Here is a 20,551-nt window from a genome sequence, read left to right on the forward strand (position 1 = left end):
CGGCCCGTCGGAACGGCCCGTCTGGCCCAAGTGCGGTGGAACGGCTGGTCGGCGTGCTTGGCATTGCGTCCTCCTCGCTCGATCCGGTGCCCCGGTCCGCCCGGAGCCCCGTGCACGGCGGCTTCCTCGCGGCGGGCGCAGTGGCCGGACCGCCGCAGGGAAGCCGAGATGTGAGCCTAGAAGAACCGTTCGGTTCCCTGCGAGGTGGCCCTGTTCCCAGCGTGCCGGTACGGGCCCCGGCCTCGGTCACCCGTCGGAGGAAGCGGCGGGCGCTCGGCGCGCGGGCCTGGATCGGCGCGCGGGCGCGGTCGCCGGATCACGCCCATCTCCACCATGGACCCGCCGCCCGGGTTCGGCAGCGCAAACCGGCAAGGCACGGCATTTCCACGCCGGATGGGTGACAACGGCTCAGCGGGCGGTACCAACCGGAGGCACGCGACGGCTCAGGGAAGCCCGCACCGCGGCCCGAACCGACCTCCGGAGAACGTCCGAGTGAACACCGTCCGACGCTGCGCCCCGCCCTGCCCTCGCGAGCGCCCGCCCTCACGCACCGTCCCCGACCAGCCCCGCATCGCGCGCGAGCAGCGCGGCCTGGACCCGGTTGGCCACCGCGAGCGCGGTCAGGATCCGGCTGACGTGCGCCTTGACGGTGCTCTCCCGCATCCCCAGCACGCCCGCGATCTCGGCGTTGGACAGCCCGTCCGCGAGTTCGCGCAGCACGTCGGTCTCGCGCGGGGTGAGCTCGGCGATCCGGCTCCGGGCGGCCACCGCCCGGGGCGCGCCGACCCGGTGGTACCGGTCGATCAGCCGCCGCGCGGCCGCCGGGTGCAGCATCCCCTGCACAGGGGCGACCACGTGCACGGCCCGGGCGATCTCCGCGGGCGGGGTGTCCTTGAGCAGGAAGCCGTCCGCTCCGGCGGCGAGCGCCTGGTACACGTACTCGTCCAGGTCGAAGGTGGTGAGCGCGATCACCCGGGGGGCGTCGGGGAGTTGGCGCAGGCGGCGGGTGGCGGCGATCCCGTCGAGCCGGGGCATCCGGATGTCCATCAGCGCGACGTCGATCCGGTGGCCGCGGGCGAGCTCGACGGCCTGCAGTCCGTCGGCGGCCTCGGCGACCACGGTCAGCGCCGGGTCCTGGGCGAGGAGGTCGACCAGTCCGAGGCGTACCAGCGCGTCGTCGTCGACCACCATCGTGCGGATCATGCGGCGTCCTCCGGCTGCGGGGGCTGGGGGTGAGGAACCTGCGGGCGCGAGGACTGCGGACGCGGAGGCTGGGGGCGCGGAGGCTGGGGGCGCGGAGGCTGCGGACGGTCCGGCGCGGGCAGCCGGGCGGAGAGCCGGAAGCCGCCGCCGTCCGGGCCCGCGTCCAGGTGCCCGCCGAGTGCTCCGACCCGTTCGCCGAGCCCCACCAGCCCGTACCCGCCGCCGGTGCCCGGCCCGTTCGGCGGGGCGTCGCCGGGGCCGTTGCGGACCTCGACGGTGGTCGCCGGTGCGCCGTAGCCGACCCGGACGCTGACGGGCGCGGCGGGCGCGTGCTTGCGGGCGTTGTTCAGCGCCTCCTGGACAACCCGGTGGACGGCCAGCCGGTGGGTGGTCGGCACCGTCTCCGGGTCACCGGAAAGGGCGAGTTGGACATGCTGCCCGGCCTGGTTCGCCTCGTCGACCAGGTCGGTGAGGTCGCGCAGGGCGGGCGCCGGGACGCGCGCGGGCGGGGTGGGCACCGGCCCTGCGGGCACGAGCGGTCCCTCCCCGTCGGCGGGCCGCTCCGGGGTTCGGCCCGCAGGGCCCCGAGCACGTCGCGCAGGTCGTCGAGCGAGCGCGCGGCGGTGGTGCGCAGCAGTTCGAGCCGATGGGTGAGCCGGTCCTGATCGGCGAGGACGGTACCGGCCCGGGCCTGGTCGCGCAGCACTCCTGCGTGCAGCACCAGCAGGCTCAACCGGTGGGCCAGCACGTCGTGCATCTCCCGGGCGATCCGGGCGCGTTCGGCGGACCGGGCCTGCTCGGCCCGCAGCTCCCTCTCCCGGCGCAGGTTCTCGACCTGGGCGTGCAGGGCGCGGATCAGCGCCCGGCGACCGTGGAGCCACAGGCCGAAGGACAACACCGCTACCTGCAGGAGCAGTTGGGAGCCGGTGGTGCCCGCCCAGCCGGCCAAGGAGTCGGCCCTGGCCGCGCTGACCAGCACGATGACCGTGCCTGCGGCCACCGCCGGGCCGGTGCGGCCGAGGGAGGCGAGGTGGGCGACGCTGAACAGGCCGGGAAGGGCCCGGTTGAACAGGCTGCTGGTGAGCACGGGCAGGACGGCCGAGGCGGCCGGGTAGCGACGGGCGGACAGGAGCGAGAGCGCGGCGAGCGAGGCCACCACGGTCCGGTACGGGCGCAGCGGGCCGTCGGCGTGCAGCCACTGGAAGAGGCCCTCCTCGGCGGTGAGCACGAGGATGCCGAACATCAGCAGACTGTCCAGCCACGGCCGGCTGTCCGGGCCGTACCAGCCGAGCAGACCCGCGCACATCGAGCTCTCCCGTTCGCTCGAACCCAGCCCGTTTGAACCCTGCCCGTTGACGCCGGTTCGTGCCCGTCCGTACCCGCTCCTGTCCGTTCGCATCCCCTTCCCCTCGCGTCCGTTCGCATCCACTCGTGTCCACTCGTGTCCACTCGCATCCGCTCGCTCGATGCTACGGGCGGGCGCCGGTCCGGTGCCCCCTTCTCATGGGCAGCCACTCCCTCGACTTTCGTCGGGGGTCGGCGCCGCTCACCGGCCGGTTCCCGGGCGCCGCGGCCTCCCTAGCGTCGACGGCATGACGACCGAGCAGCTCCGCCCCGCCCCCGACTCCCCTCCGCAGCAACAGAGTTCGCGCCCCTCTCGGTACGGCGGGGACCGCCTGCTGTTCCTCGCCGAGGCGCTGCGCACCTTCCACGACACCGGTGCGCTGGCGCCGAGTGGGCCCGACCTGGTGAACGCGCTCGTGGCACCGGCCACCAGTCGCCCGAACAGGCCGATCTCGGTGCTGGAGGTCGGCGCCGGGACCGGCGTGGTGACCCGCCGGCTGGCCCGGGTGCTGCGCCCGGGCGACCGGCTGCACGTGGTCGAGGCGAACCCCCGGTTCGCCGACCGGCTGCGCGAGGACCCGGTCCTGGCCGCGCGCCACCCGGGGGTGGGGCTACGGCTGTCGGCGTGCCGGGTGGAGGACCTTCCGGAGGCGACCGAAGGCGCGGACCAGGACGGCCAGGGCGACCGGGGCAGCCAGGCCGGCTGGCACGGCCAGGACGGCGCGGGGCGGTACGACGTCATCGTGTCCGGGCTGCCGTTCACCAACTTCGAGCCGGCCCTGGTCCGGGACATCCTCGACCTCTACCTGCGACTACTGACTCCCGGGGGCGAGCTGACCTACTTCGGCTACCTCGGCACCACCACCGCGCGCACGCTCGCCTCGGGACCGCGCCGCGGAGCCCGCCACCGGGCGGTGGTGCGACTGCTGCGCCGCTTCGAGGCCATGTACGGACTGGGCGAACGCACGGTGTGGCGCAACCTGCCACCCGCCCGGGCGTACCTGCTGCGCTCACCCGGGCCGTACGCCTGACGCGGAAGCCGCCCCAGGCAGCGGAAGCGTCCGCGGCAGCAGAGGCACCTCCGCGACGGAAGCATCCCGGCGGCGAAAGCCGCCCGTCCCCGGCGATGCTCCGGTGCGAACAAATGACAAAAGACAGAAAACAGATTTTGAAATCTGTTCGCCGCCGTGCCATAGTGAGACCCGGGTCACATTGCCCTCCGCCACCCGGCGCCGCACTCGCCCCTGGAGTTCTCATGGCCTCGACCACCCGCCCCGCCCAGCGCCGCCTCGGCGCCTCCGGGCCGGTCACCTCCGCCCTCGGCCTCGGCTGCATGGGCATGTCCGACCTCTACGGCCCCGCCGACGAGGCCGAGAGCATCGCCACCGTTCACGCCGCGCTCGACGCCGGGATCACCCTCCTCGACACCGGCGACTTCTACGGCATGGGCCACAACGAGCTGCTGATCCACGAGGCCCTGCGCGGCCGCGACCGCGAGAGCGTGCAGATCAGCGTGAAGTTCGGCGCCCAGCGCGGCCCGGACGGCCAGTGGCTCGGCTACGACGGCAGTCCGGCCGCCACCAAGACCGCGCTCGCCTACACCCTGCGCCGCCTGCGCACCGACCACGTGGACGTCTACCGCCCGGCCCGACTCGACCCGAAGGTCCCGATCGAGGAGACCGTCGGCGCCATCGCGGACCTGGTCAAGGCCGGCTACGTCCGCCACATCGGCCTGTCCGAGGTCGGCGCCGACACCCTGCGCCGCGCCGCCGCCGTCCACCCGATCAGCGACCTGCAGATCGAGTACTCCCTGCTCACCCGCTCGATCGAGGCCGCCATCCTGCCCGCCGCGCGCGAACTGGGCATCGGCATCACCGCGTACGGCGTGCTCTCGCGCGGTTTGCTCAGCGGCCACTGGAGCCCGGACCGCTCGCTCGCCGGCACCGACTTCCGCGGCGACAGCCCGCGCTTCCAGGGCGACAACCTGGCCCACAACCTCGCACTGGTCGAGGCCCTGCGCACGGTCGCCGACGCGAAGGGGGCCAGCGTGGCCCAGGTGGCCATCGCCTGGGTCTCGTCCCGCGGCGAGGACGTCGTCCCGCTGGTCGGCGCCCGCCGCCGGGACCGGCTGGCCGAGGCCCTCGGCTCGCTGGACGTCACCCTGACCCCGGCCGACCTCGCCGCCATCGAGGCCGCCGTCCCCGCCGGTGCCGCCGCCGGCGACCGGTACGCTGCCGCGCAGATGGCGCGCCTGGACAGCGAACGCTGACCCGGCCCACACTGCCCCGGCCCCACGCCGACCAGCGGAAACCCTCAGCGCCACCCCGACCGCACGACCCTAAGGACGGCCCCCGTGACCACGGACACCGCACTCACCGCCGAGCAGATCCTCCTCGCGGCGGAGGAAGTCCTCCGGCGGTTCGGCCCGGCCAAGGCCACCGTCGTGGACGTCGCCCGGGAACTCGGCGTCAGCCACAGCAGCGTCTACCGCCACTTCCCCAGCAAGGCGGCCCTGCGCGAGGCGGTCACCCAGCGCTGGCTCAACCAGGCACAGGGGGAGCTGAAGTCCGTCATGCACGACGGCGGCAGCGCCACCCAGCGCCTCGAACGCTGGCTGACCATGCTGTTCGCGGCCAAGCGGAAGAAAGCTCTGGACGACCCGGAGCTGTTCGCCACCTACATGGTGCTCGTCGAGGAGAACAGCAGCACCGTCGAGGCGCACATCGACACGCTGGTCGGGCAGATCGCCGAGATCTTCCAGGAAGGCGTGGACGCCGGGGAGTTCAAGCTCGCCCACATCCTCAGCACCGCCCGCGCGGTCTTCGACGCCACCGCCCCCTTCCACGACCCCGCCTACGCGTCCACCTGGTCCGAGCCGACCGCGGACGAGCGTTTCAGGGCCGTCTGGAAGCTCGTCCTCGGCGGACTGAAGGCCAAGTAGCCGACCCGATCCGGCCCGCCGAATCGGATCGTCGAATCGTCGGGTCGACGGGTCGACGGGTCGACGAATCGTCCGGTCGACGGGTCGGATCGTCGGATCGAGTCATCGAGGCGCCGGCGACCGGAGCGTAATCCGGTCGCCGGCGCCTCGCCGCCTCCGGCAGACTGCCGCCCACAGTTGATCTCACCTGGAGGATGACATGCGTTCGGCCGGCCCGGTCCTGGACAGCCTTCGGGGGCTCGCGCTCGGCGACGCCTTCGGCGACCGGTGGTTCTCCGTCCCCGTCGACGAGGCCCCCGCCGACCTGGCCGCCCGCCTCACCCGCCCGGCGCCCTGGCACTGGACGGACGACACCGCGATGGCCCTCGTCCTGGTCCGCCACCTCGCCGTCCACGGCGAAGTCCGGCAGGACGCGCTGGCCCGGGAGTTCGCGGCCGAGTACGCCCGGGAGTACCAGCGCAAGTACGGCCCCTCCATGCACCGGGTACTGCGCGGGATCGGCACCGGCGGGGACTGGCGCGCCATCACCTCGGGCCAGTTCGAGGGCCAGGGCTCGTACGGGAACGGTGCCGCGATGCGGGTGGCCCCGCTGGGTGCCTGGTTCGCCGAGGACCTGGACGAGGTCACTCGGCAGGCCGAACTCCAGGCGTCCACCACCCACTTCCACCCGGAGGCGGTGGCCGGGGCGGTGGCGGTCGCGCTCGCCGCTGCACTCGCCGCCCGGAGCCGGGGCGAGCGGTCGCCCGGCCGGGCCGAGCTGCTCACCGAGGTCGCCGAGCGGCTGCCGGACAGCGACGTCCGCTCCGGACTGCGGACCGCCGCCCGGCTGCCGGAACACACCAGCATCCGGCATGCCGCCACCGTGCTCGGCTCGGGATCGCTGATCTCCGCCCCGGACACCGTCCCGTTCGCCCTCTGGTCCGCCGCCGGGCAACTGGACTCGCTGCCCGAGGCGATCTGGCAGACCCTGGAGGGCTGGGGCGACATGGACACCACCTGCGCCATCGCCTCCGGCGTGGTGGCCGCCCGCACCGGCCTCGCCGACGTCCCGGCCCCCTGGCTCACCGCCTGCGAGGACCTCCCCGACTGGGTCGCCGGGCTGTAGGCGCCGAGGCGAGTACGGCCTTCCGGGACACGCCGGACCGGAGCACGCCACCGCCCGCCCGCCGTGCGCGGATGGCGGCCCGTCCCCCCGGGCAGCCGCCCCAGGGCACCGGCCCGTACAACGTCTCCCGACGCCGCCGTCAGCGGCGCGAGTTGCCGAACAGCAGCCGGTAGACGATCAGCAGCACCAGCGCACCGCCGATCGCGGACACCCAGGTCGGCCCGTCGAAGAAGCGGGCGTTGATGGAGCGATGCATGAAGTGCGACGCGATCCAGCCTCCGACGAAGGAACCGGCGATCCCGATCAGGGTCGTCACGATCAGGCCGCCCGGGTCCCGCCCCGGCAGCAGCAGCTTGGCCAGGGCTCCGGCCACCAGACCCAGCACGATCCACGCGATGATGCTCATCCGACCCATCCCTCCCGTCCGTGGCGCGACGGCCCCGTCCCGCACGCCCTGCTCCGAAGGACGCCGTCCCCCATCGGCCCGGTTCCGGCCGGCCGAGCCGAGCGGTGCGATCCGGCCAGCCGGAACCGACCGGTCCGCGCGGGGCGCCCTTCCGGACCGGACGTAACCGCCGAAATATCGCGGCCATGCGCATCCTGATCGCCACCGCCGGCTCCCGGGGCGGCGTGGACACCTTCGCCGGTCTCGGCGTCCGCCTGCGGGCGGCCGGACATCAGGTGGCCGTCGCCACCCACGCCACCTCCGCCGACTCGGTACGGGCCGCCGGTCCGGAGTCCCGCCCGCTGCCGGGGGACCCGCGCACCGAACTCGCCTCCGACCAGGGCCGACGGCTGCTGCGGGCGGCCAGCGGGCCCGCCACCGTGCTGCAACTCCTTCGTCTCGCCCGGAGGTGGTTCATGCCCGCCCTTGGCGACGGCATCGCCGCCGCCACTGCTCTCGGCACCGACCTGCTGCTCACCACCAGTACCACCAGCGCGCTCGGCCGGGTCGCGGCCGAGGCGGCCGGCATCCCCACCATCACGGCGGCGAACAGCTGACAACTGACAACCGACGGATAACAGCTGACGGATAACAGATTTCATCATCTGTTATCCGTCAGCTGCTACCCCGACCCGGCCCCCGGCCCGGCCCCCGCCCCCGCCCGCCGCGCCAGTCCGCTGAGCCAGTCCGCTGAGCGCCAGGTACACCACCGAGGCGGAGGCGAAGCCGACCGCCCAGCCGTAGTCGGCGAGGGGCTTGAGGAAGGGGATCACCCCGTCGACCGGGAACGGGCCCTGCTTCGCGCCGCGGTCGTCGAGGGCGGAGTACGAGCCGCCGATCGCCAGCAGACCGCCGACCAGCAGAGCGGTGACCGCCCGCCAGTTCCAGCCGCCCGAGTACCAGTACGCGCCGAACGGCCGGTACAGCTCCACGAGTTGGAGGCGGGTGCGGCGCAGCACCCAGTAGTCGGCGATCAGCACCCCGGCGACCGTTCCGAGCAGGCCGCCGACCACGCCCAGCCAGACGTAGATGTAGACGTGCGGGTCGGCGGTCAGCTTCCAGGGGAAGATCGCGATCCCCACCACGCCGGTGATCAGCGCCCCCGTACGGAAGTTGATGAACCGGGGCACCAGGTTGGTCAGGTCGTAGGCCGGCGAGACGACGTTGGCGGCGATGTTCACCGAGAGCGTCGCGACCAGAACGGTCAGCAGCGCGAACAGCACGGCGGCCGGGCTCTCCATCTTGGCGGCGAGCTTGATCGGGTCCCACACCGGCTCGCCGTACACCGCCTCCGACCCGGAGGTGACCAGCACGGACAGCAGCGCGAAGAGCGTCATCGTCGTCGGAAGGCCGAGCGCCTGGCCGCGGATCTGGGCGCGCTGGGTGCCGCCGAAGCGGGTGAAGTCGGGGATGTTGAGCGACAGCGTCGACCAGAAACCGATCATCCCCATCAGCGACGGGAAGAAGACCTTCCAGAACCCGCCGCCCCAGCCCAGCCTGGACGGCTGGTCGAGCAGCGGCCCCAGGCCGCCCGCCTTCACCGCGATCCACCCCAGCAGGGCGAGCGCGCCGACGATGACGAACGGCGCCGCCCAGTTCTCGAAGCGCCGCAGCGCCTCCATCCCCCGGGCGATGATGACCATCTCGACCAGCCAGAACAGCAGGAAGGAGGCCCACTGCGTCCACGGGTATCCGCCGAACTCCGTGGCCGTGCGCCAGGATTCGCCGACCAGCTTGCCCGCCAGCAGGAAGATCCCCTCACCCCCGATCCAGGTCTGGATGCCGAACCAGGCGCAGGCCACCGCCGCCCGGATGAGCGCGGGCAGGTTGGCGCCGCGCAGTCCGAACGAGGCCCGGGCGAACACCGGGAACGGGATGCCGTACTTGGTGCCCGCATGCCCGGTGAGCAGCATCGGCGCGAGCACGATCAGGTTGGCGAGCGCGATGGTCAGCACCGCCTGCTTCCAGTCCATGCCGATCGCGACCAGGCCCGAAGCCAGCGTCCAGGACGGGATGTTGTGGGCCATGCCGACCCACAGGGCGAGGAAGTTGTACGTGGTCCAGGTGCGCCGCCGCACCGGGACCGGCCGGAGGTCCTCACTGGTGAAGCCGTTGGACGGCAACGCCCCGTCGACCGGGTCGAGTTCGACCCGGCCGTCGGGGTGCTGCCGCTGTCTTCCGCCGCCGGTCGCGGTGTCGGTCATGGGCAATTCCCGTCTGCCGCAGGGGGGTCAGAGGTGGGGGATGACGTCCGTTCCGTACGCGTCGATGGTGGGCTCGACCGCGTCGTGCATGGCGTAGACGGCGAACTGGTCGACGCCGAGCGAGCGGAGTTCGGCGAGCCGGGCGCGCTGGGTCTCCACCGGCCCGATCAGGCAGAAGCGGTCGACGATCTCGTCCGGGACGAAGGCCGTGTCGGGGTTCCCGGCGCGGCCGTGGTGGCTGTAGTCGTAGCCTTGGCGGTTCTTGATGTAGTCGGTGAGGGCGTCGGGCACCAGGCCGGAGTGTTCGCCGTAGTGGCTGACCAGGTCGGCGACGTGGTTGCCGACCATCCCACCGAACCAGCGGCACTGCTCGCGGGCGTGGGCGAGCGCGGCGGGCGAGTCGTCCGCCGTGACGTACGCGGGCGCGGCCACGCAGATGGTGACCGAGGCCGGGTCCCGACCCGCCTCGACCGCCGCCTCCCGGACCGCCTTGACCATGTACTCGGTGAGGTACGGATCGGCCAACTGCAGGATGAACCCGTCGGCCTGACGTCCCGTCAGGGAAAGGGCCTTGGGCCCGTACGCGCCCATCCAGATCGGCAGGGAGGCGCCGGGAGCGACCCACGGCAGGTGCATCTCGGTGCCGTCCACCTCGACGGTGCGCCCTTCGGCCAACTCCTTGACGGCGTGCATGGCTTGGGAGAGCCGGTCGAGGGTGGCGGGCCGGCGTCCGGCGACGCGCATGGCGGAGTCGCCGCGGCCGATGCCGCAGACCGTACGGTTGCCGTACATGTCGTTGAGCGTGGCGAACAGGGAGGCGGTGACCTCCCAGGTGCGGGTGGAGGGGTTGGTGACCATCGGGCCGACGGTCAGGCGCTCGGTCTCGGCGAGGATGCGGCTGTAGATGACGAAGGGCTCCTGCCACAGCACGCAGGAGTCGAAGGTCCAGCCGTGGCTGAACCCGGCCTGTTCGGCGCGGATCATCCGGTCGATGAGCAGGCGGGCGGGCGGGTCGGTCTGCAGGACGAGGCCGATGTCCATGGATGGCTCCGGGGAGGGGGTCGGGAGGGCGGCCCCGGGGTCGGCCCGCACGGCGCGCGGCACGGCCCCGGGCCCGGGCACGGGGGAAAGGACGGAGGACGCGGGGAGCGGGGTCAGGTCAGGTACTGGCAGGTGTCGCGGCGCAGGAAGGTGCCGTGCCCGGGCCGGCCGAGCCAGCGGCCGTCGTCCAGCACCACGGTGCCGCGTGAGAGCACCGTCCGCGCCCGGCCGGTGAGTCGGCGGCCCTCGTAGGCCGAGTAGTCCACGTTCATGTGGTGGGTGGCGGCGGAGACGGTCTGCACGGCGGTGGGGTCGTAGACGACGAGGTCGGCGTCCGCGCCCGGCGCGACGGTGCCCTTGCGCGGGTGCAGCCCGAACATCCGGGCCGGGGTGGTGCAGGCGATCTCGACCCAGCGGCGTCGGCTGATGTGCCCGTCCACCACGGCCTGGTGGAGCAGGTCCATCCGGTTCTCCACGCCCGGGAGGCCGTTGGGGATCTTCGAGAAGTCGCCGCGGCCGAGCTCCTTCTGCCCGACGTAGCAGAACGGGCAGTGGTCGGTGGAGACCACCTGGAGGTCGTTGGTGCGCAGGCCACGCCAGAGCGCCTCCTGGTGCTCGCGCGGCCGCAGCGGTGTGCTGCACACGTACTTGGCGCCCTCGAAGCCGTCCGCGCCCTGCTCGGCGAGGTTGTCGGTGGAGAGGAAGAGGTACTGGGGACAGGTCTCGCCGAAGACGTTGAGCCCGGTGTCGCGGGCCCGGGCGATCTCGTCGAGCGCGGAGGCGGCGGAGACGTGCACGACGTAGAGCGGGCTTCCGGCCACCTGGGCGAGCTTGATCGCCCGGTGGGTGGCCTCGGCCTCCAGCAGTTCGCGCCGGACCTCGCCGTGGAAGCGCGGGGCGGTGTGCCCGGCGGCGAGGGCCTGTTCGACCAGGACGTCGATGGCGATGCCGTTCTCGGCGTGCATCATGATCAGCCCGCCGTTGGCCGCCCCGCGCTGCATGGCCCGCAGGATGCGGCCGTCGTCGCTGTAGAAGACGCCGGGGTAGGCCATGAAGAGCTTGAAGGAGGTGGACTCACCGGAGTCGACCAGCGTGTCCATCTCCTTGAGGACGGCGTCGTTGACGTCCGAGACGATGGTGTGGAAGGCGTAGTCGATCGCGCAGTTGCCCTCGGCCTTGGCGTGCCAGGTGTCCAGGCCCTCGCGCAGCGCGCCGCCGACCGGCTGGACGGCGAAGTCGACGATGGTGGTGGTGCCGCCCCAGGCGGCGGCGCGGGTGCCGGTCTCGAAGGTGTCGGAGGCCGCGGTGCCGCCGAACGGCAGCTCCATGTGGGTGTGGGCGTCGACGCCGCCCGGGATGACGTAGTGGCCGTCGGCGTCGATGACGGTGTCGGCGGTCCAGGCCTCGGCGGCGGCGCTGCCGGTGGCGGCCAGGGCGGCGACGCGCTCGCCCTCGATCAGGACGTCGGCGTGGAGTTCCTCGGTGGCGGTGATGACGAGGCCGCCGCGGACGACGGTGCGCTGCTGCGGGTCGCGGGTGGTCATCGCGGTGCTCCTCAGGCCTCGGCGAGCGGTCCGTAGGCGTCGGGCCGGCGGTCGCGGTAGAACGCCCACTGCTGGCGGACCTGTTCGATCAGCCCGAGGTCGAGGTCGCGGACGACGAGTTCCTCCTCCTTGTCGGAGGCGACGTCGCCGACGAACTGCCCGCGCGGGTCGACGAAGTAGGAGGTCCCGTAGAAGTCGTTGTCACCGTACTCCTCGGTGCCGACCCGGTTGATGGCGGCGACGAAGTACTCGTTGGCGACGGCGGCGGCGGGCTGTTCGAGCTGCCACAGGTAGGCGGACAGGCCGCGGCTGGTGGCGGAGGGGTTGTAGACGATCTGCGCGCCGGCCAGGCCCAGGGCGCGCCAGCCCTCGGGGAAGTGCCGGTCGTAGCAGATGTAGACGCCGACCTTGCCGACGGCGGTGTCGAAGACGGGCCAGCCGAGGTTGCCGGGCTTGAAGTAGTACTTCTCCCAGAAGCCCCTGACCTGCGGGATGTGGTGCTTGCGGTACTTGCCGAGGTAGCTGCCGTCCGCGTCGATCACCGCGGCGGTGTTGTAGTACACCCCCGTCTGCTCCTCCTCGTAGACCGGAACGACGATCACCAGGCCGAGTTCGCGGGCGAGGTCCTGCATCCGGCGCACGGTCGGGCCGTCCGGGACGGCCTCGGCCCAGCGGTAGTGCTCGGGCTCCTGGACCTGACAGAAGTACGGGGAGTTGAAGACCTCCTGGAAGCCGATGATCCGGGCTCCCTGGGCGGCGGCCTCGCGGGCGTACCGCTCGTGGAGCGCGATCATGCTCTCCTGGTCACCGGTCCAGCGGGTCTGGACGAGCGCGGCACGGACGATCTGCGACATGGGTACCTCCGCAACTCCGCGTCCCGGCCGGATGGCCGGGCCCGCGGTCTGAGGGTTGACGGGGCGGGTCTCGCCCTGCGGATCCGCTCGGGAACCGCAGGGGTCCACAGGATGGGTCTACGTGCGTAGAAAGCGATCTGTAGACGGTAGGCCGGGCCTCGGTGGCCTGACAATACGTTGGCGGTAACGCGTCTGGGGCGATCTCGTTACGCGGACACGCGATCAGTCCTGAGTGGGATGAAACGCTCATCTACCCCGGACGCGACCTCCTTACTCATTCGAGTGAAAGCGGTCACCGGGAGTGCGGAACCGGCCACGGCAGGGTAAGACGCGCGTGAGCGCCTCGACGGACCGTCATCTGACGACTTGGAGGCGACACTTCGGGGACCAAAGGGATCGTTCGCGGATCAGGCGCAGGGGTCGGCGGTCGGCAGGAGGCCGAACCGGGGGGTGGTACGGATGGCAGCGGTCGAGGGGCACGAGGAACGTACGGCGGGCACCACGGCACCGACGGGCGCGTCGGCGCCGGACGGAACGGCCGGGGCGGCCGGGGCGGCCGGTACCTCCGGACCGGCCGGGACGGTCCCGACGCCCGGAGGCGCCGGCCCGGCGCGGCAGCCGCCGGCCCTGCCCGCCTGGGCGGGGCTGCTGCTCTCGCTCGCGGCCCTGCTGCCGCTCGCCCTCGGCCTCCTGCTGAGCCGGTCACCGGTGCCGCGGACCGGTCTGACCGCCCTGCAGCTGGCCGGTTCCCGGGCGGCCGCCGAGGCGGTCGCGGGCGAGCGCCCCTCCGCGTACCGGGCCGCCCTGCGCGCCGAACCCTGGCTGGTCGGCGGCTACGGGCTGACGCTGGCCGCCGCCGCACTGCTGGGCGGGTACGTGCTCGGGCGGCGGCTCCGGCTCGCCCCGGCGCTCGCGGTCGGGGCCGCGGGTCTGCTCGCCGCGGGCTGCGACCTCGCGGCGAACGTCCTGCTGCGCCTCGGACTCGACCACGGCCGCTCCGACACCCCGTTCGCGGTGGCGGCGGCGCTCGCCACCGTCGCCTGGCTGCTGCTCCTGCCCGCCGGAGTGGCCGGCGCGGGCCTGCTGGCGGTGACGGCCGCCCGGGCGGTGCGCGGCCTCCGGCCCCGGGCAGCGAAGCCCGCCGACGACGCCGACCCGCAGCGCCCGGCGCTGATCCCGCCCTGGCCGGTGGCCCCGCGGCACGGCCGGCCGCGGCGCGGAACTCAGCAGGACGCACCGGTCGTCGACGCCCCCGGCGCCCACACCCACTGGCGCGACGCCGGCCGGGTGCCGCCCGGCCGCGAACCCGCCGAGCTGGGCTTCTGCGCCTCCGGCGGCGGCATCCGCTCGGCCTGCGTCACGCTCGGCGCGCTGCAGGCGCTGCGCCCGTGGCTGAAACGCGCGCGCTACCTGGTCTCCGTCTCCGGCGGCGGCTACACCGTGGGCGCGCTGCAGCTCGCGCTCAGCGACTCCGCGCCCGGCAGCCCGGTGCACGCGGTCTCGGGTCTGACCGCCGACACCGTGATGGAACCCGGTTCCCCGGAGGAGGACCACCTCCGCCGCCACAGCAAGTACATCGCCGACGGCGCCGGCGAATGGCTGGTCGCCCTCGGGACGCTGCTGCGCGGCCTGCTGTCCGCGCTCACCCTGCTGCTGGCCGCCGTCCTGGTGCTCGGCCTCGGCCTCAGCCGCTTCTACCACGCCGTCCCGCTCACCGACCTGGACGCTCTGGCGGCCGCCGGCCTGCGCCACCCGGGCGCCGTACCGGGCGCCCTGGCGTTCCGGACGCCCGCGCTGGCCGCCCTCGGCGCACTGCTGGCGGCCGCCGCCGGGTGCTGGCTGCTGTGGCTGCTGGCCTTCCCGCCGCTCGGCTGGCAGGCGCTGCTGCCGCGCGCGCTGCGCCGGCTCAACTACGCCGCGCTCGCGCTGGCCGGACTGCTGGCCGTCGGCGTGCTGGCCGTGCCGGGCCTGGCCTGGGGCGCGATCCGGCTCCAGCAGGCGCTGGCGGCCGGCCCGCAGCTGACCGGCGCCGGGCTCAGCCTGACGGTCGTGCTCAGCTACGTCGCCCTGCTGCTCGGCATACTGTGGCGCGACCGCCGGGCGATCGGCCGGGGCGCGGGCGTCCTCGGCGGGGCGCTGCGCGGCGCGGGCCGCCTCGGCGGCGGGCTGGCCACCGACCTCCCCCAGTACCTCGTGGTGTGGGCGGCCCTCGCCGCACTGACGGCCGGCGCGCTGCTGGCCCTCGGCTGGGCGGTCGCCACCGGGTACGCCTGGCCGACGGCCGTCCAGGTGCTGCTACCGCTGGTGCTCGGCGCGGTCGGGCTCAATCTCGACCAGACCTGGATGAGCCTGCACCCGTTCTACCGGCTGCGCCTGGCCTCGGCGTTCGCCGTCCGCCGGGTCACCGAGGGCGGCCGCACGCTGGCCCGGCGGTACGACTTCCACCGGGAGCAGACCTGGCTGAGCCACTACGCCGCCCGGCACCCCGACTTCCCGCAGGTGATCTTCTCGGCCGCGGCCAACCTGTCCGGCAACTCCCGCACGCCGCCCGGCCGTCGGGCGGTCTCCTTCTCGCTCTCCCACGACTACGTGGGCGGTCCGGACGTCGGGTACGCCCGCACCGACCTGCTGGAACGGCGCACCCGTCGGCACATCGCCCGGGACCTCACCGTCCAGTCGGCGATGGCCGTCTCCGGTGCCGCCTTCTCCTCCGCGATGGGCCGCCAGTCCCGCGTCTACCAGGGGCTGTTCGCGGTGACCAACGCCCGGCTCGGGACGTGGCTGCCCAACCCGGCCCAGCTCGGCCCGGCCTGGTCCGGTACTCCCGACTGGCGCCGCGCCGGGGAGCCCGCCGTCCGTCGGCTCCCGTACCAACTGCGGGAGCTGACCGGCCGGTTCCCGGTGGACGACCGCTTCCTGCTCACCACCGACGGCGGGCACTACGAGAACCTCGGCCTGGTCGAACTGCTGCGGCACCGGGTGCGGACGGCGGTGAGCATCGACGCCAGCGGAGACTCCGGCTACGCGGGCAACCTCGCCGCCGCGATCACCCTGGCCCGGGAGGAGCTGGGCATCGTCATCACCCTGCACCGGCCGGAGCGGCTGATCCCCGGCAGCGCCACCGCCGACCGGGGCACGGACACCCCACCCCTGCAGGGGCTGGCGACCCAGCTCGCCGACCGGCTCTCGGCCCGGGGCGTGGTCACCGGGGACATCCACTACCCGGCCCTCGACGGCGAGCCGGACTCCGAACGGCAGGGCACGCTGATCGTCCTCCAGGCGGTGCTGACCGCCGACATGCCCTACGAGCTGCACTCCTACGCGGTGGCCAACCGGGCCTTCCCCAACGACGGCACCAGCGACCAGTGGTTCGACCACCAGCAGTTCGACGCCTACCAGACGCTCGGCCGCTACCTGGGCGAGCAGGCCGGGCCGGTGATCGAGCAGGCCCTCGCGGCCACTGCGGACGGCTCCGCGCCCTCCGTTCCCGCGCAGCCACCGGAGGGCCCGGCCCCGACGGTGCCCGGCCAGTCGGCGTCGACCCCACCGACGCCACGGCGTCCTGCGGAGGGGTGAGCCGGAGCCTCACCTCGCGGCCGGGCCCGCGAGCGGGCAGGCGGTCGAGCGGGCGGGCGAGCCGGGGAGTCAGGGAAGTCAGGGGAGTTAACAGGGCGCAACAGGCGGGCGCCCCGGCTTGACTTCGTCCGACCGGCTCGGAAAGGATCCGGTGCATGGACTCCGGCACCACTCTGGTTTGCCGCCTGCACGTCGATCTGCGACGCCAGGCGAGTTCCATCTGTGCCTGTTGACCTCGCTCCGCTCCGCCGGTCCCGCCCTGTGACCTCTGCCAGGGCCCGTACCGCGCACCCGCACCCGCAGTTCTGAACCCGCCCGCCCGGCGGCACCCGTGCGTGCCGTGACCGGTCGCTCCGCAGCCACGCCACCGGCCCGGGCGCACCCTGCCGACGTTCCCGCCGCACCCGAGGACGCCCCATGAGCCCGGACCTCGTCTCCGAGACCCCGCCGCACGCCCTGCACGCCCCGAGCACCCCCCAGACCCCGCAGACCCCCCAGACCCCGCAGACCCCCCAGACCCCGCAGACCCCGCAGACCCCCCAGACCCCGCAGACCCCCCAGACCCCGCGGACCCCGCGGACCCCGCACGACGCTGACGCCCCGCACAGCCCGAGCACCGCGGGCACCACGGGGACCGCGCTGAGCCCGAACGCCCTGCGGACCGTCGTCCGCGAGCTGGCCGAGCGGCCCGAGCAGTGGATCCACCTGGTCCGGCTCTCCACCGATGAGCGCTGGTACCAGCGGCTGGTCGCCGAGGACGACCACGAGGTCTGGCTGATCAGCTGGCTGCCCGGCCAGTCGACCGGCTTCCACGACCACGGCGGCTCGCGCGGCGCGTTCACCGTCGCCCTCGGCGAGCTGGAGGAGCTGTCCCTCGGCGGCCCGGACCAGGGCCTGCTGATCCGCCGGATCCCGGCCGGAACCGCCCGCGCCTTCGGCCCCGAGTACGTGCACGACGTCCGCAACACCGCCTCCGGCCCGGCCGTCACCCTGCACGCCTACTCACCCCCGCTCAGCTCGATGGCGCACTACGACCTGCGGGCCGGCGGGCTCGTCCGCACCTCGGAGGAAGGACCGGAGCAGTGGTGACCACGATCGACGACCTGGTGGAGCGGGCCCGCGAGGGAGTCCACCGCCCGCGCGCCCGGGAGGCCTACCAGGCCCAGCTGGACGGCGCGCTGCTGGTGGACATCCGTCCGGCGGCACAGCGGGCGGCCGAGGGCGAGATCCCCGGCGCACTGATCATCGAGCGCAACGTCCTGGAGTGGCGGCTCGACCCGACGGGCAGCCACCGCATCCCCGAGGCCTCGGGCTACGACGTCGAGGTGATCGTCGTCTGCTCCGAGGGCTACGCCTCCAGCCTGGCCGCGGCCTCGCTGCGCGAACTGGGGTTGCACCGGGCGACCGACCTGGACGGCGGATTCGTCGGCTGGGCGGCGGCGGGACTGCCGACCCGTTGACACCCGCTCCGGCGGCTGAGACGGCGTCACGCCGCGTGCCGGGCCGTAAATCAGGGACAGGAGATGATGCAGGTCATAGTCTGATCAGAGTTTCCGCCGGTCCGAAGCTGGGCAGCCACGCGGGCGGAAGAACGCCCGGGCGGTGCAACCGCCGCCAACCGAACAAAAGAGCCACGAGCCGAAAAGCCACGAGCCGAACGAGCTTCAAGAGCCAGACGAGCCGATCGACCGACGACAGACACAGGCGCCGCCTCGCAAGGGGCGCCCTGACGAGGAAACACTCAGTGATCAGATTCGAGGGCGCCGGCAAGCGCCACCCCGACGGCACCGTCGCGGTCGAGGGCCTGGACCTGGAGGTCCCGACCGGTCGGATAACCGTCCTGGTAGGACCGTCCGGCTGTGGCAAGACCACCCTGCTGCGCATGGTCAACCGGATGGTCGAGCCCACCTCGGGCCGGGTGCTGCTGGACGACACCGACGTCGCGAAGCTGGAGCCCGCCAAGCTGCGCCGCGGCATCGGGTACGTGATCCAGCAGGCCGGGCTGTTCCCGCACCGCAAGGTGATCGACAACATCGCCACCGTCCCGTACCTGCTCGGCTGGGACCGCAAGAAGGCCCGTGCCCGGGCCGCCGAACTGCTCGAACTGGTCGGACTCGCACCGGAGACCGCCAAGCGCTACCCGTTCCAGCTGTCCGGCGGCCAGCAGCAGCGGGTCGGCGTGGCCCGGGCGCTGGCCGCCGACCCGCCGGTACTGCTGATGGACGAACCGTTCAGCGCCGTCGACCCGGTGGTGCGGGCCGGGCTCCAGGAGGAGCTGCTGCGACTGCAGTCCGAGCTGCACAAGACGGTGCTGTTCGTCACCCACGACATCGAGGAGGCCGTCCGGCTCGGCGACCAGGTCGTGGTGCTGCGCGAGCACGGCCGGATCGCCCAGCTCGCCGACCCGCACACCCTACTGACCGCGCCCGCCGACGAGGGCGTGGCCGCCTTCCTCGGCCGCGACCGGGGCCTGCGCGGCCTCGGCCTGCGGCCCGCGAAGGCCGTCGAGCTGCGAGCGGTCGGCGACGGACTCCGCGAAGCCGGCTGGGAGTTGGCCCTGGACGACGAGCGCCGCCCGATCGGCTGGATCGACCGCGGCGCGGGCAGCACCGAGTTGCAACCCGCCGTCGGCTTCCGCCCGGACACCGACACCCTGCGCGCCGCCCTGGACGCCGCCGTGCTCTCCCCCGCCGGGGTCGCGGTCGCGCTGGACGCCGACGGGCGGGCGATCGGCACGGCGAGCCGCGAGGCAGTCCTCGCCGCGCTCACGCCGACCGACGGCGGACCCGTCAGCGTACGGAAGCCGGGCCCGGCCGAAGCAGCAGGAACGGCCGACGCAGTGGACCCGGCCGACGCGGTGGAAGCGGCCGACGCGGTGGGTACGGCGGACGCGGTGGGTACGGCGGACGGAGCCGACGGTGGACGATGAACCGATCGTCCGCTGGTACTGGATCGGGGACCACCTCGGCTACCTCGGCAACCTGCTCGGCGACCACGCCGTGATCGCCCTGGTCCCGGTGCTCATCGGCCTGCTGCTGGCCGTTCCGCTCGGCCTGGCCTGCGCCCGCTTCCCCCGGCTGTACCAGCCGCTGTCCGCCGTCTTCAACATCGTCTACGCGCTGCCCTCGCTGGCCGTCTTCGTCGTGCTGATCCCGTACACCGGGCTCGCCACCCAGGCGACGGTGATGATCCCGCTCACCTTCTACGCCCTCGCCGTCCTGCTGCCGACCACCGTGGACGGCCTGCGCGCCGTCCCGGACGCCGTCCGGCAGGCCGCCACCGCGATGGGGTACGGGCCGTGGCACCGGCTGACCGCCGTCGAACTGCCCGCCGCCGTGCCGTACCTGATCGCCGGGCTGCGGGTCGCCGCCGTGTCCAGCATCTCGCTGGCCAGCGTCGGCGCGCTGGTCGGGCGCGGCGGGCTCGGCTACCTGTTCATCGACGGCTTCCAGCGCACCTTCCCGACCCCGATCGTGGCCGGGATCGCACTGATCGCCGTCCTGGCGCTGGCCGTCGACCTGCTGCTGGTGGCCGCCCGCCGGCTGCTCGCGCCCTGGGCCGTCCGGGAGCAGGGGGCGGGCTCGTGAACTGGCTGAACTGGCTGAGCGACTTCTTCTCCGACCCGGACCGCCGCAGCGGCCCGGACTCGATCGTGCACCGGGTCTCCGAGCACCTGCTGCTCTCCGGTGAGGCCCTGCTCTACGCGGCGCTGCTCGCCGTCCCGCTCGGGCTGCTGATCGGCTACACCGGGCGTGGTGTCACCGCGGTCACCGCGCTCGCCGGGGCCGCCCGCGCGCTGCCGACCCTCGGCCTGGTGACGCTCGCGGTGCTGCTCGCCGGGGTCGGCGACAGCGCCGTACTGTTCCCGCTGGTCGCGCTGGCCGCGCCGCCGCTGCTGGTGGCTGCCGTCGAAGGGGTGCGCGGGACCGACCCGGACGTCCGGGACGCGGCGCGCGGGATCGGGCTGACCCACCCGCAGGTGCTCCTCCAGGTCTGCCTGCCCTCCGCCTCGCCGACCCTGTTGGCGGGCTTCCGCACCGCGACCGTCCAGGTGATCGCGACCGCCACGGTGGCCGCGTACGTCGGGCTGGGCGGCCTCGGCCGCTACGTCATCGACGGGCTGGCCACCCGGCAGTACGCGGTGACCGTGGGCGGTGCGCTGCTGGTGGTGCTGCTCGCGGTCGGCGCCCAGCTGTTCTTCGCCCTGCTCGCCCGGTTCGCGCTCCCGTCCGGGGTGCGCGCCCAGACCCGGGCCCGCTGAGGCCACTCCTCTCCCATCCGTTCCGGAAGGACA

The 20,551-nt window shown here is 73.7% G+C and carries 20 protein-coding genes; 12 read left to right on the forward strand and 8 right to left on the reverse strand.

Annotated elements, in window-relative coordinates:
- Positions 1–543: 543 nt before the first annotated feature.
- Genes ACIRVF_RS08615 through ACIRVF_RS08625 form a run of 3 tightly spaced genes read right to left on the reverse strand, consistent with a single transcriptional unit; the run spans position 544 to position 2,509 of the window.
- Positions 544–1,203: a response regulator gene (locus ACIRVF_RS08615; protein WP_402815518.1), complete on the reverse strand. Its 660-nt coding sequence runs from the start codon at positions 1,201–1,203 to the stop codon at positions 544–546.
- Entirely contained in the window at positions 1,200–1,601 is a 402-nt protein-coding gene (locus ACIRVF_RS08620; protein WP_402815520.1) for an ATP-binding protein, read from the reverse strand. Before ACIRVF_RS08620 ends, ACIRVF_RS08615 begins: the two co-directional genes overlap by 4 nt.
- Positions 1,550–2,509, reverse strand: a complete 960-nt coding sequence (locus tag ACIRVF_RS08625) for a sensor histidine kinase (protein ID WP_402815522.1) — start codon at positions 2,507–2,509, stop codon at positions 1,550–1,552. Before ACIRVF_RS08625 ends, ACIRVF_RS08620 begins: the two co-directional genes overlap by 52 nt.
- 286 nt (positions 2,510–2,795) lie before the next feature.
- On the opposite strand from ACIRVF_RS08625, the gene ACIRVF_RS08630 reads away from it, so the two are divergent.
- The 4 genes from ACIRVF_RS08630 to ACIRVF_RS08645 all read left to right on the forward strand — a co-directional run bounded on the left by ACIRVF_RS08630 (position 2,796) and on the right by ACIRVF_RS08645 (position 6,593).
- Complete coding sequence (locus ACIRVF_RS08630; RefSeq protein ID WP_402815524.1) at positions 2,796–3,578, forward strand: class I SAM-dependent methyltransferase; 783 nt, start codon at positions 2,796–2,798, stop codon at positions 3,576–3,578.
- A 224-nt stretch (positions 3,579–3,802) separates the two neighbouring features.
- Positions 3,803–4,816 carry an aldo/keto reductase gene (locus ACIRVF_RS08635; protein WP_402815525.1) on the forward strand — a complete coding sequence of 338 codons (1,014 nt, stop codon included), beginning with the start codon at positions 3,803–3,805 and terminating at the stop codon, positions 4,814–4,816.
- An 84-nt stretch (positions 4,817–4,900) separates the two neighbouring features.
- Positions 4,901–5,488, forward strand: a complete 588-nt coding sequence (locus ACIRVF_RS08640; RefSeq protein WP_402815527.1) for a TetR family transcriptional regulator — start codon at positions 4,901–4,903, stop codon at positions 5,486–5,488.
- A gap of 199 nt (positions 5,489–5,687) precedes the next feature.
- Positions 5,688–6,593 carry an ADP-ribosylglycohydrolase family protein gene (locus tag ACIRVF_RS08645; protein ID WP_402815529.1) on the forward strand — a complete coding sequence of 302 codons (906 nt, stop codon included), beginning with the start codon at positions 5,688–5,690 and terminating at the stop codon, positions 6,591–6,593.
- A gap of 139 nt (positions 6,594–6,732) precedes the next feature.
- Here ACIRVF_RS08645 and ACIRVF_RS08650 read toward each other — a convergent pair whose 3' ends face one another.
- Entirely contained in the window at positions 6,733–6,999 is a 267-nt protein-coding gene (locus ACIRVF_RS08650; protein WP_402815531.1) for a GlsB/YeaQ/YmgE family stress response membrane protein, read from the reverse strand.
- Between the two features lie 185 nt (positions 7,000–7,184).
- Here ACIRVF_RS08650 and ACIRVF_RS08655 point away from each other — a divergent pair, with 185 nt between their 5' ends.
- Positions 7,185–7,595 (forward strand): glycosyltransferase, encoded by a 411-nt coding sequence (locus ACIRVF_RS08655; protein WP_402815533.1) that lies wholly within the window; start codon positions 7,185–7,187, stop codon positions 7,593–7,595.
- Positions 7,596–7,646: 51 nt separating this feature from the next.
- On the opposite strand, the gene ACIRVF_RS08660 is transcribed toward ACIRVF_RS08655, so the two are convergent.
- The 4 genes from ACIRVF_RS08660 to ACIRVF_RS08675 form a co-directional block, all read right to left on the reverse strand.
- The gene (locus ACIRVF_RS08660) at positions 7,647–9,242 is read right to left on the reverse strand and encodes an NCS1 family nucleobase:cation symporter-1 (RefSeq protein ID WP_402815535.1); all 1,596 of its coding nucleotides are present in this window, start codon (positions 9,240–9,242) and stop codon (positions 7,647–7,649) included.
- Between the two features lie 27 nt (positions 9,243–9,269).
- A complete protein-coding gene (locus tag ACIRVF_RS08665) occupies positions 9,270–10,283 on the reverse strand; it encodes a TIGR03842 family LLM class F420-dependent oxidoreductase (RefSeq protein WP_402815537.1) in 1,014 nt (337 codons plus the stop codon).
- Positions 10,284–10,396: 113 nt separating this feature from the next.
- Positions 10,397–11,827, reverse strand: a complete 1,431-nt coding sequence (gene hydA, locus ACIRVF_RS08670; RefSeq protein WP_402815539.1) for a dihydropyrimidinase — start codon at positions 11,825–11,827, stop codon at positions 10,397–10,399.
- Positions 11,828–11,838: 11 nt separating this feature from the next.
- The gene (locus ACIRVF_RS08675; protein WP_402815540.1) at positions 11,839–12,681 is read right to left on the reverse strand and encodes a nitrilase-related carbon-nitrogen hydrolase; all 843 of its coding nucleotides are present in this window, start codon (positions 12,679–12,681) and stop codon (positions 11,839–11,841) included.
- A gap of 459 nt (positions 12,682–13,140) precedes the next feature.
- On the opposite strand from ACIRVF_RS08675, the gene ACIRVF_RS08680 reads away from it, so the two are divergent.
- The 7 genes from ACIRVF_RS08680 (at position 13,141) to ACIRVF_RS08710 (ending at position 20,518) form a co-directional block, all read left to right on the forward strand.
- A complete protein-coding gene (locus tag ACIRVF_RS08680; protein ID WP_402815542.1) occupies positions 13,141–16,257 on the forward strand; it encodes a hypothetical protein in 3,117 nt (1,038 codons plus the stop codon).
- Between the two features lie 155 nt (positions 16,258–16,412).
- On the forward strand, positions 16,413–16,490 hold the full coding sequence (locus tag ACIRVF_RS08685; protein WP_101948289.1) for a putative leader peptide: 78 nt from the start codon (positions 16,413–16,415) through the stop codon (positions 16,488–16,490).
- A gap of 184 nt (positions 16,491–16,674) precedes the next feature.
- Positions 16,675–17,346: a cysteine dioxygenase gene (locus tag ACIRVF_RS08690; RefSeq protein WP_402815544.1), complete on the forward strand. Its 672-nt coding sequence runs from the start codon at positions 16,675–16,677 to the stop codon at positions 17,344–17,346.
- Positions 17,340–17,717 (forward strand): rhodanese-like domain-containing protein, encoded by a 378-nt coding sequence (locus ACIRVF_RS08695; RefSeq protein WP_402815546.1) that lies wholly within the window; start codon positions 17,340–17,342, stop codon positions 17,715–17,717. Before ACIRVF_RS08690 ends, ACIRVF_RS08695 begins: the two co-directional genes overlap by 7 nt.
- Before the next feature lie 284 nt (positions 17,718–18,001).
- Positions 18,002–19,186: an ABC transporter ATP-binding protein gene (locus ACIRVF_RS08700; protein ID WP_402815548.1), complete on the forward strand. Its 1,185-nt coding sequence runs from the start codon at positions 18,002–18,004 to the stop codon at positions 19,184–19,186.
- The gene (locus ACIRVF_RS08705) at positions 19,176–19,844 is read left to right on the forward strand and encodes an ABC transporter permease (protein WP_402815550.1); all 669 of its coding nucleotides are present in this window, start codon (positions 19,176–19,178) and stop codon (positions 19,842–19,844) included. Before ACIRVF_RS08700 ends, ACIRVF_RS08705 begins: the two co-directional genes overlap by 11 nt.
- Entirely contained in the window at positions 19,841–20,518 is a 678-nt protein-coding gene (locus tag ACIRVF_RS08710) for an ABC transporter permease (RefSeq protein ID WP_402815552.1), read from the forward strand. Before ACIRVF_RS08705 ends, ACIRVF_RS08710 begins: the two co-directional genes overlap by 4 nt.
- Positions 20,519–20,551 lie beyond the last annotated feature (33 nt).

The sequence above is a fragment of the Kitasatospora sp. NPDC101157 genome, from assembly GCF_044768255.1.
Taxonomy (GTDB): domain Bacteria; phylum Actinomycetota; class Actinomycetes; order Streptomycetales; family Streptomycetaceae; genus Kitasatospora.

Coding starts and splice junctions, on each gene's coding strand:
- ACIRVF_RS08655 (WP_402815533.1), top strand. CDS start 7,185: ATGCGCATCCTGATCGCCACCGCCGGCTCCCGGGGCGGCGTGGACACC.
- ACIRVF_RS08645 (WP_402815529.1), top strand. CDS start 5,688: ATGCGTTCGGCCGGCCCGGTCCTGGACAGCCTTCGGGGGCTCGCGCTC.
- ACIRVF_RS08665 (WP_402815537.1), bottom strand. CDS start 10,283: ATGGACATCGGCCTCGTCCTGCAGACCGACCCGCCCGCCCGCCTGCTC.
- ACIRVF_RS08660 (WP_402815535.1), bottom strand. CDS start 9,242: ATGACCGACACCGCGACCGGCGGCGGAAGACAGCGGCAGCACCCCGAC.
- hydA (WP_402815539.1), bottom strand. CDS start 11,827: ATGACCACCCGCGACCCGCAGCAGCGCACCGTCGTCCGCGGCGGCCTC.
- ACIRVF_RS08615 (WP_402815518.1), bottom strand. CDS start 1,203: ATGATCCGCACGATGGTGGTCGACGACGACGCGCTGGTACGCCTCGGA.
- ACIRVF_RS08675 (WP_402815540.1), bottom strand. CDS start 12,681: ATGTCGCAGATCGTCCGTGCCGCGCTCGTCCAGACCCGCTGGACCGGT.
- ACIRVF_RS08690 (WP_402815544.1), top strand. CDS start 16,675: ATGAGCCCGGACCTCGTCTCCGAGACCCCGCCGCACGCCCTGCACGCC.
- ACIRVF_RS08625 (WP_402815522.1), bottom strand. CDS start 2,509: ATGTGCGCGGGTCTGCTCGGCTGGTACGGCCCGGACAGCCGGCCGTGG.
- ACIRVF_RS08685 (WP_101948289.1), top strand. CDS start 16,413: ATGGACTCCGGCACCACTCTGGTTTGCCGCCTGCACGTCGATCTGCGA.
- ACIRVF_RS08650 (WP_402815531.1), bottom strand. CDS start 6,999: ATGAGCATCATCGCGTGGATCGTGCTGGGTCTGGTGGCCGGAGCCCTG.
- ACIRVF_RS08635 (WP_402815525.1), top strand. CDS start 3,803: ATGGCCTCGACCACCCGCCCCGCCCAGCGCCGCCTCGGCGCCTCCGGG.
- ACIRVF_RS08630 (WP_402815524.1), top strand. CDS start 2,796: ATGACGACCGAGCAGCTCCGCCCCGCCCCCGACTCCCCTCCGCAGCAA.
- ACIRVF_RS08680 (WP_402815542.1), top strand. CDS start 13,141: ATGGCAGCGGTCGAGGGGCACGAGGAACGTACGGCGGGCACCACGGCA.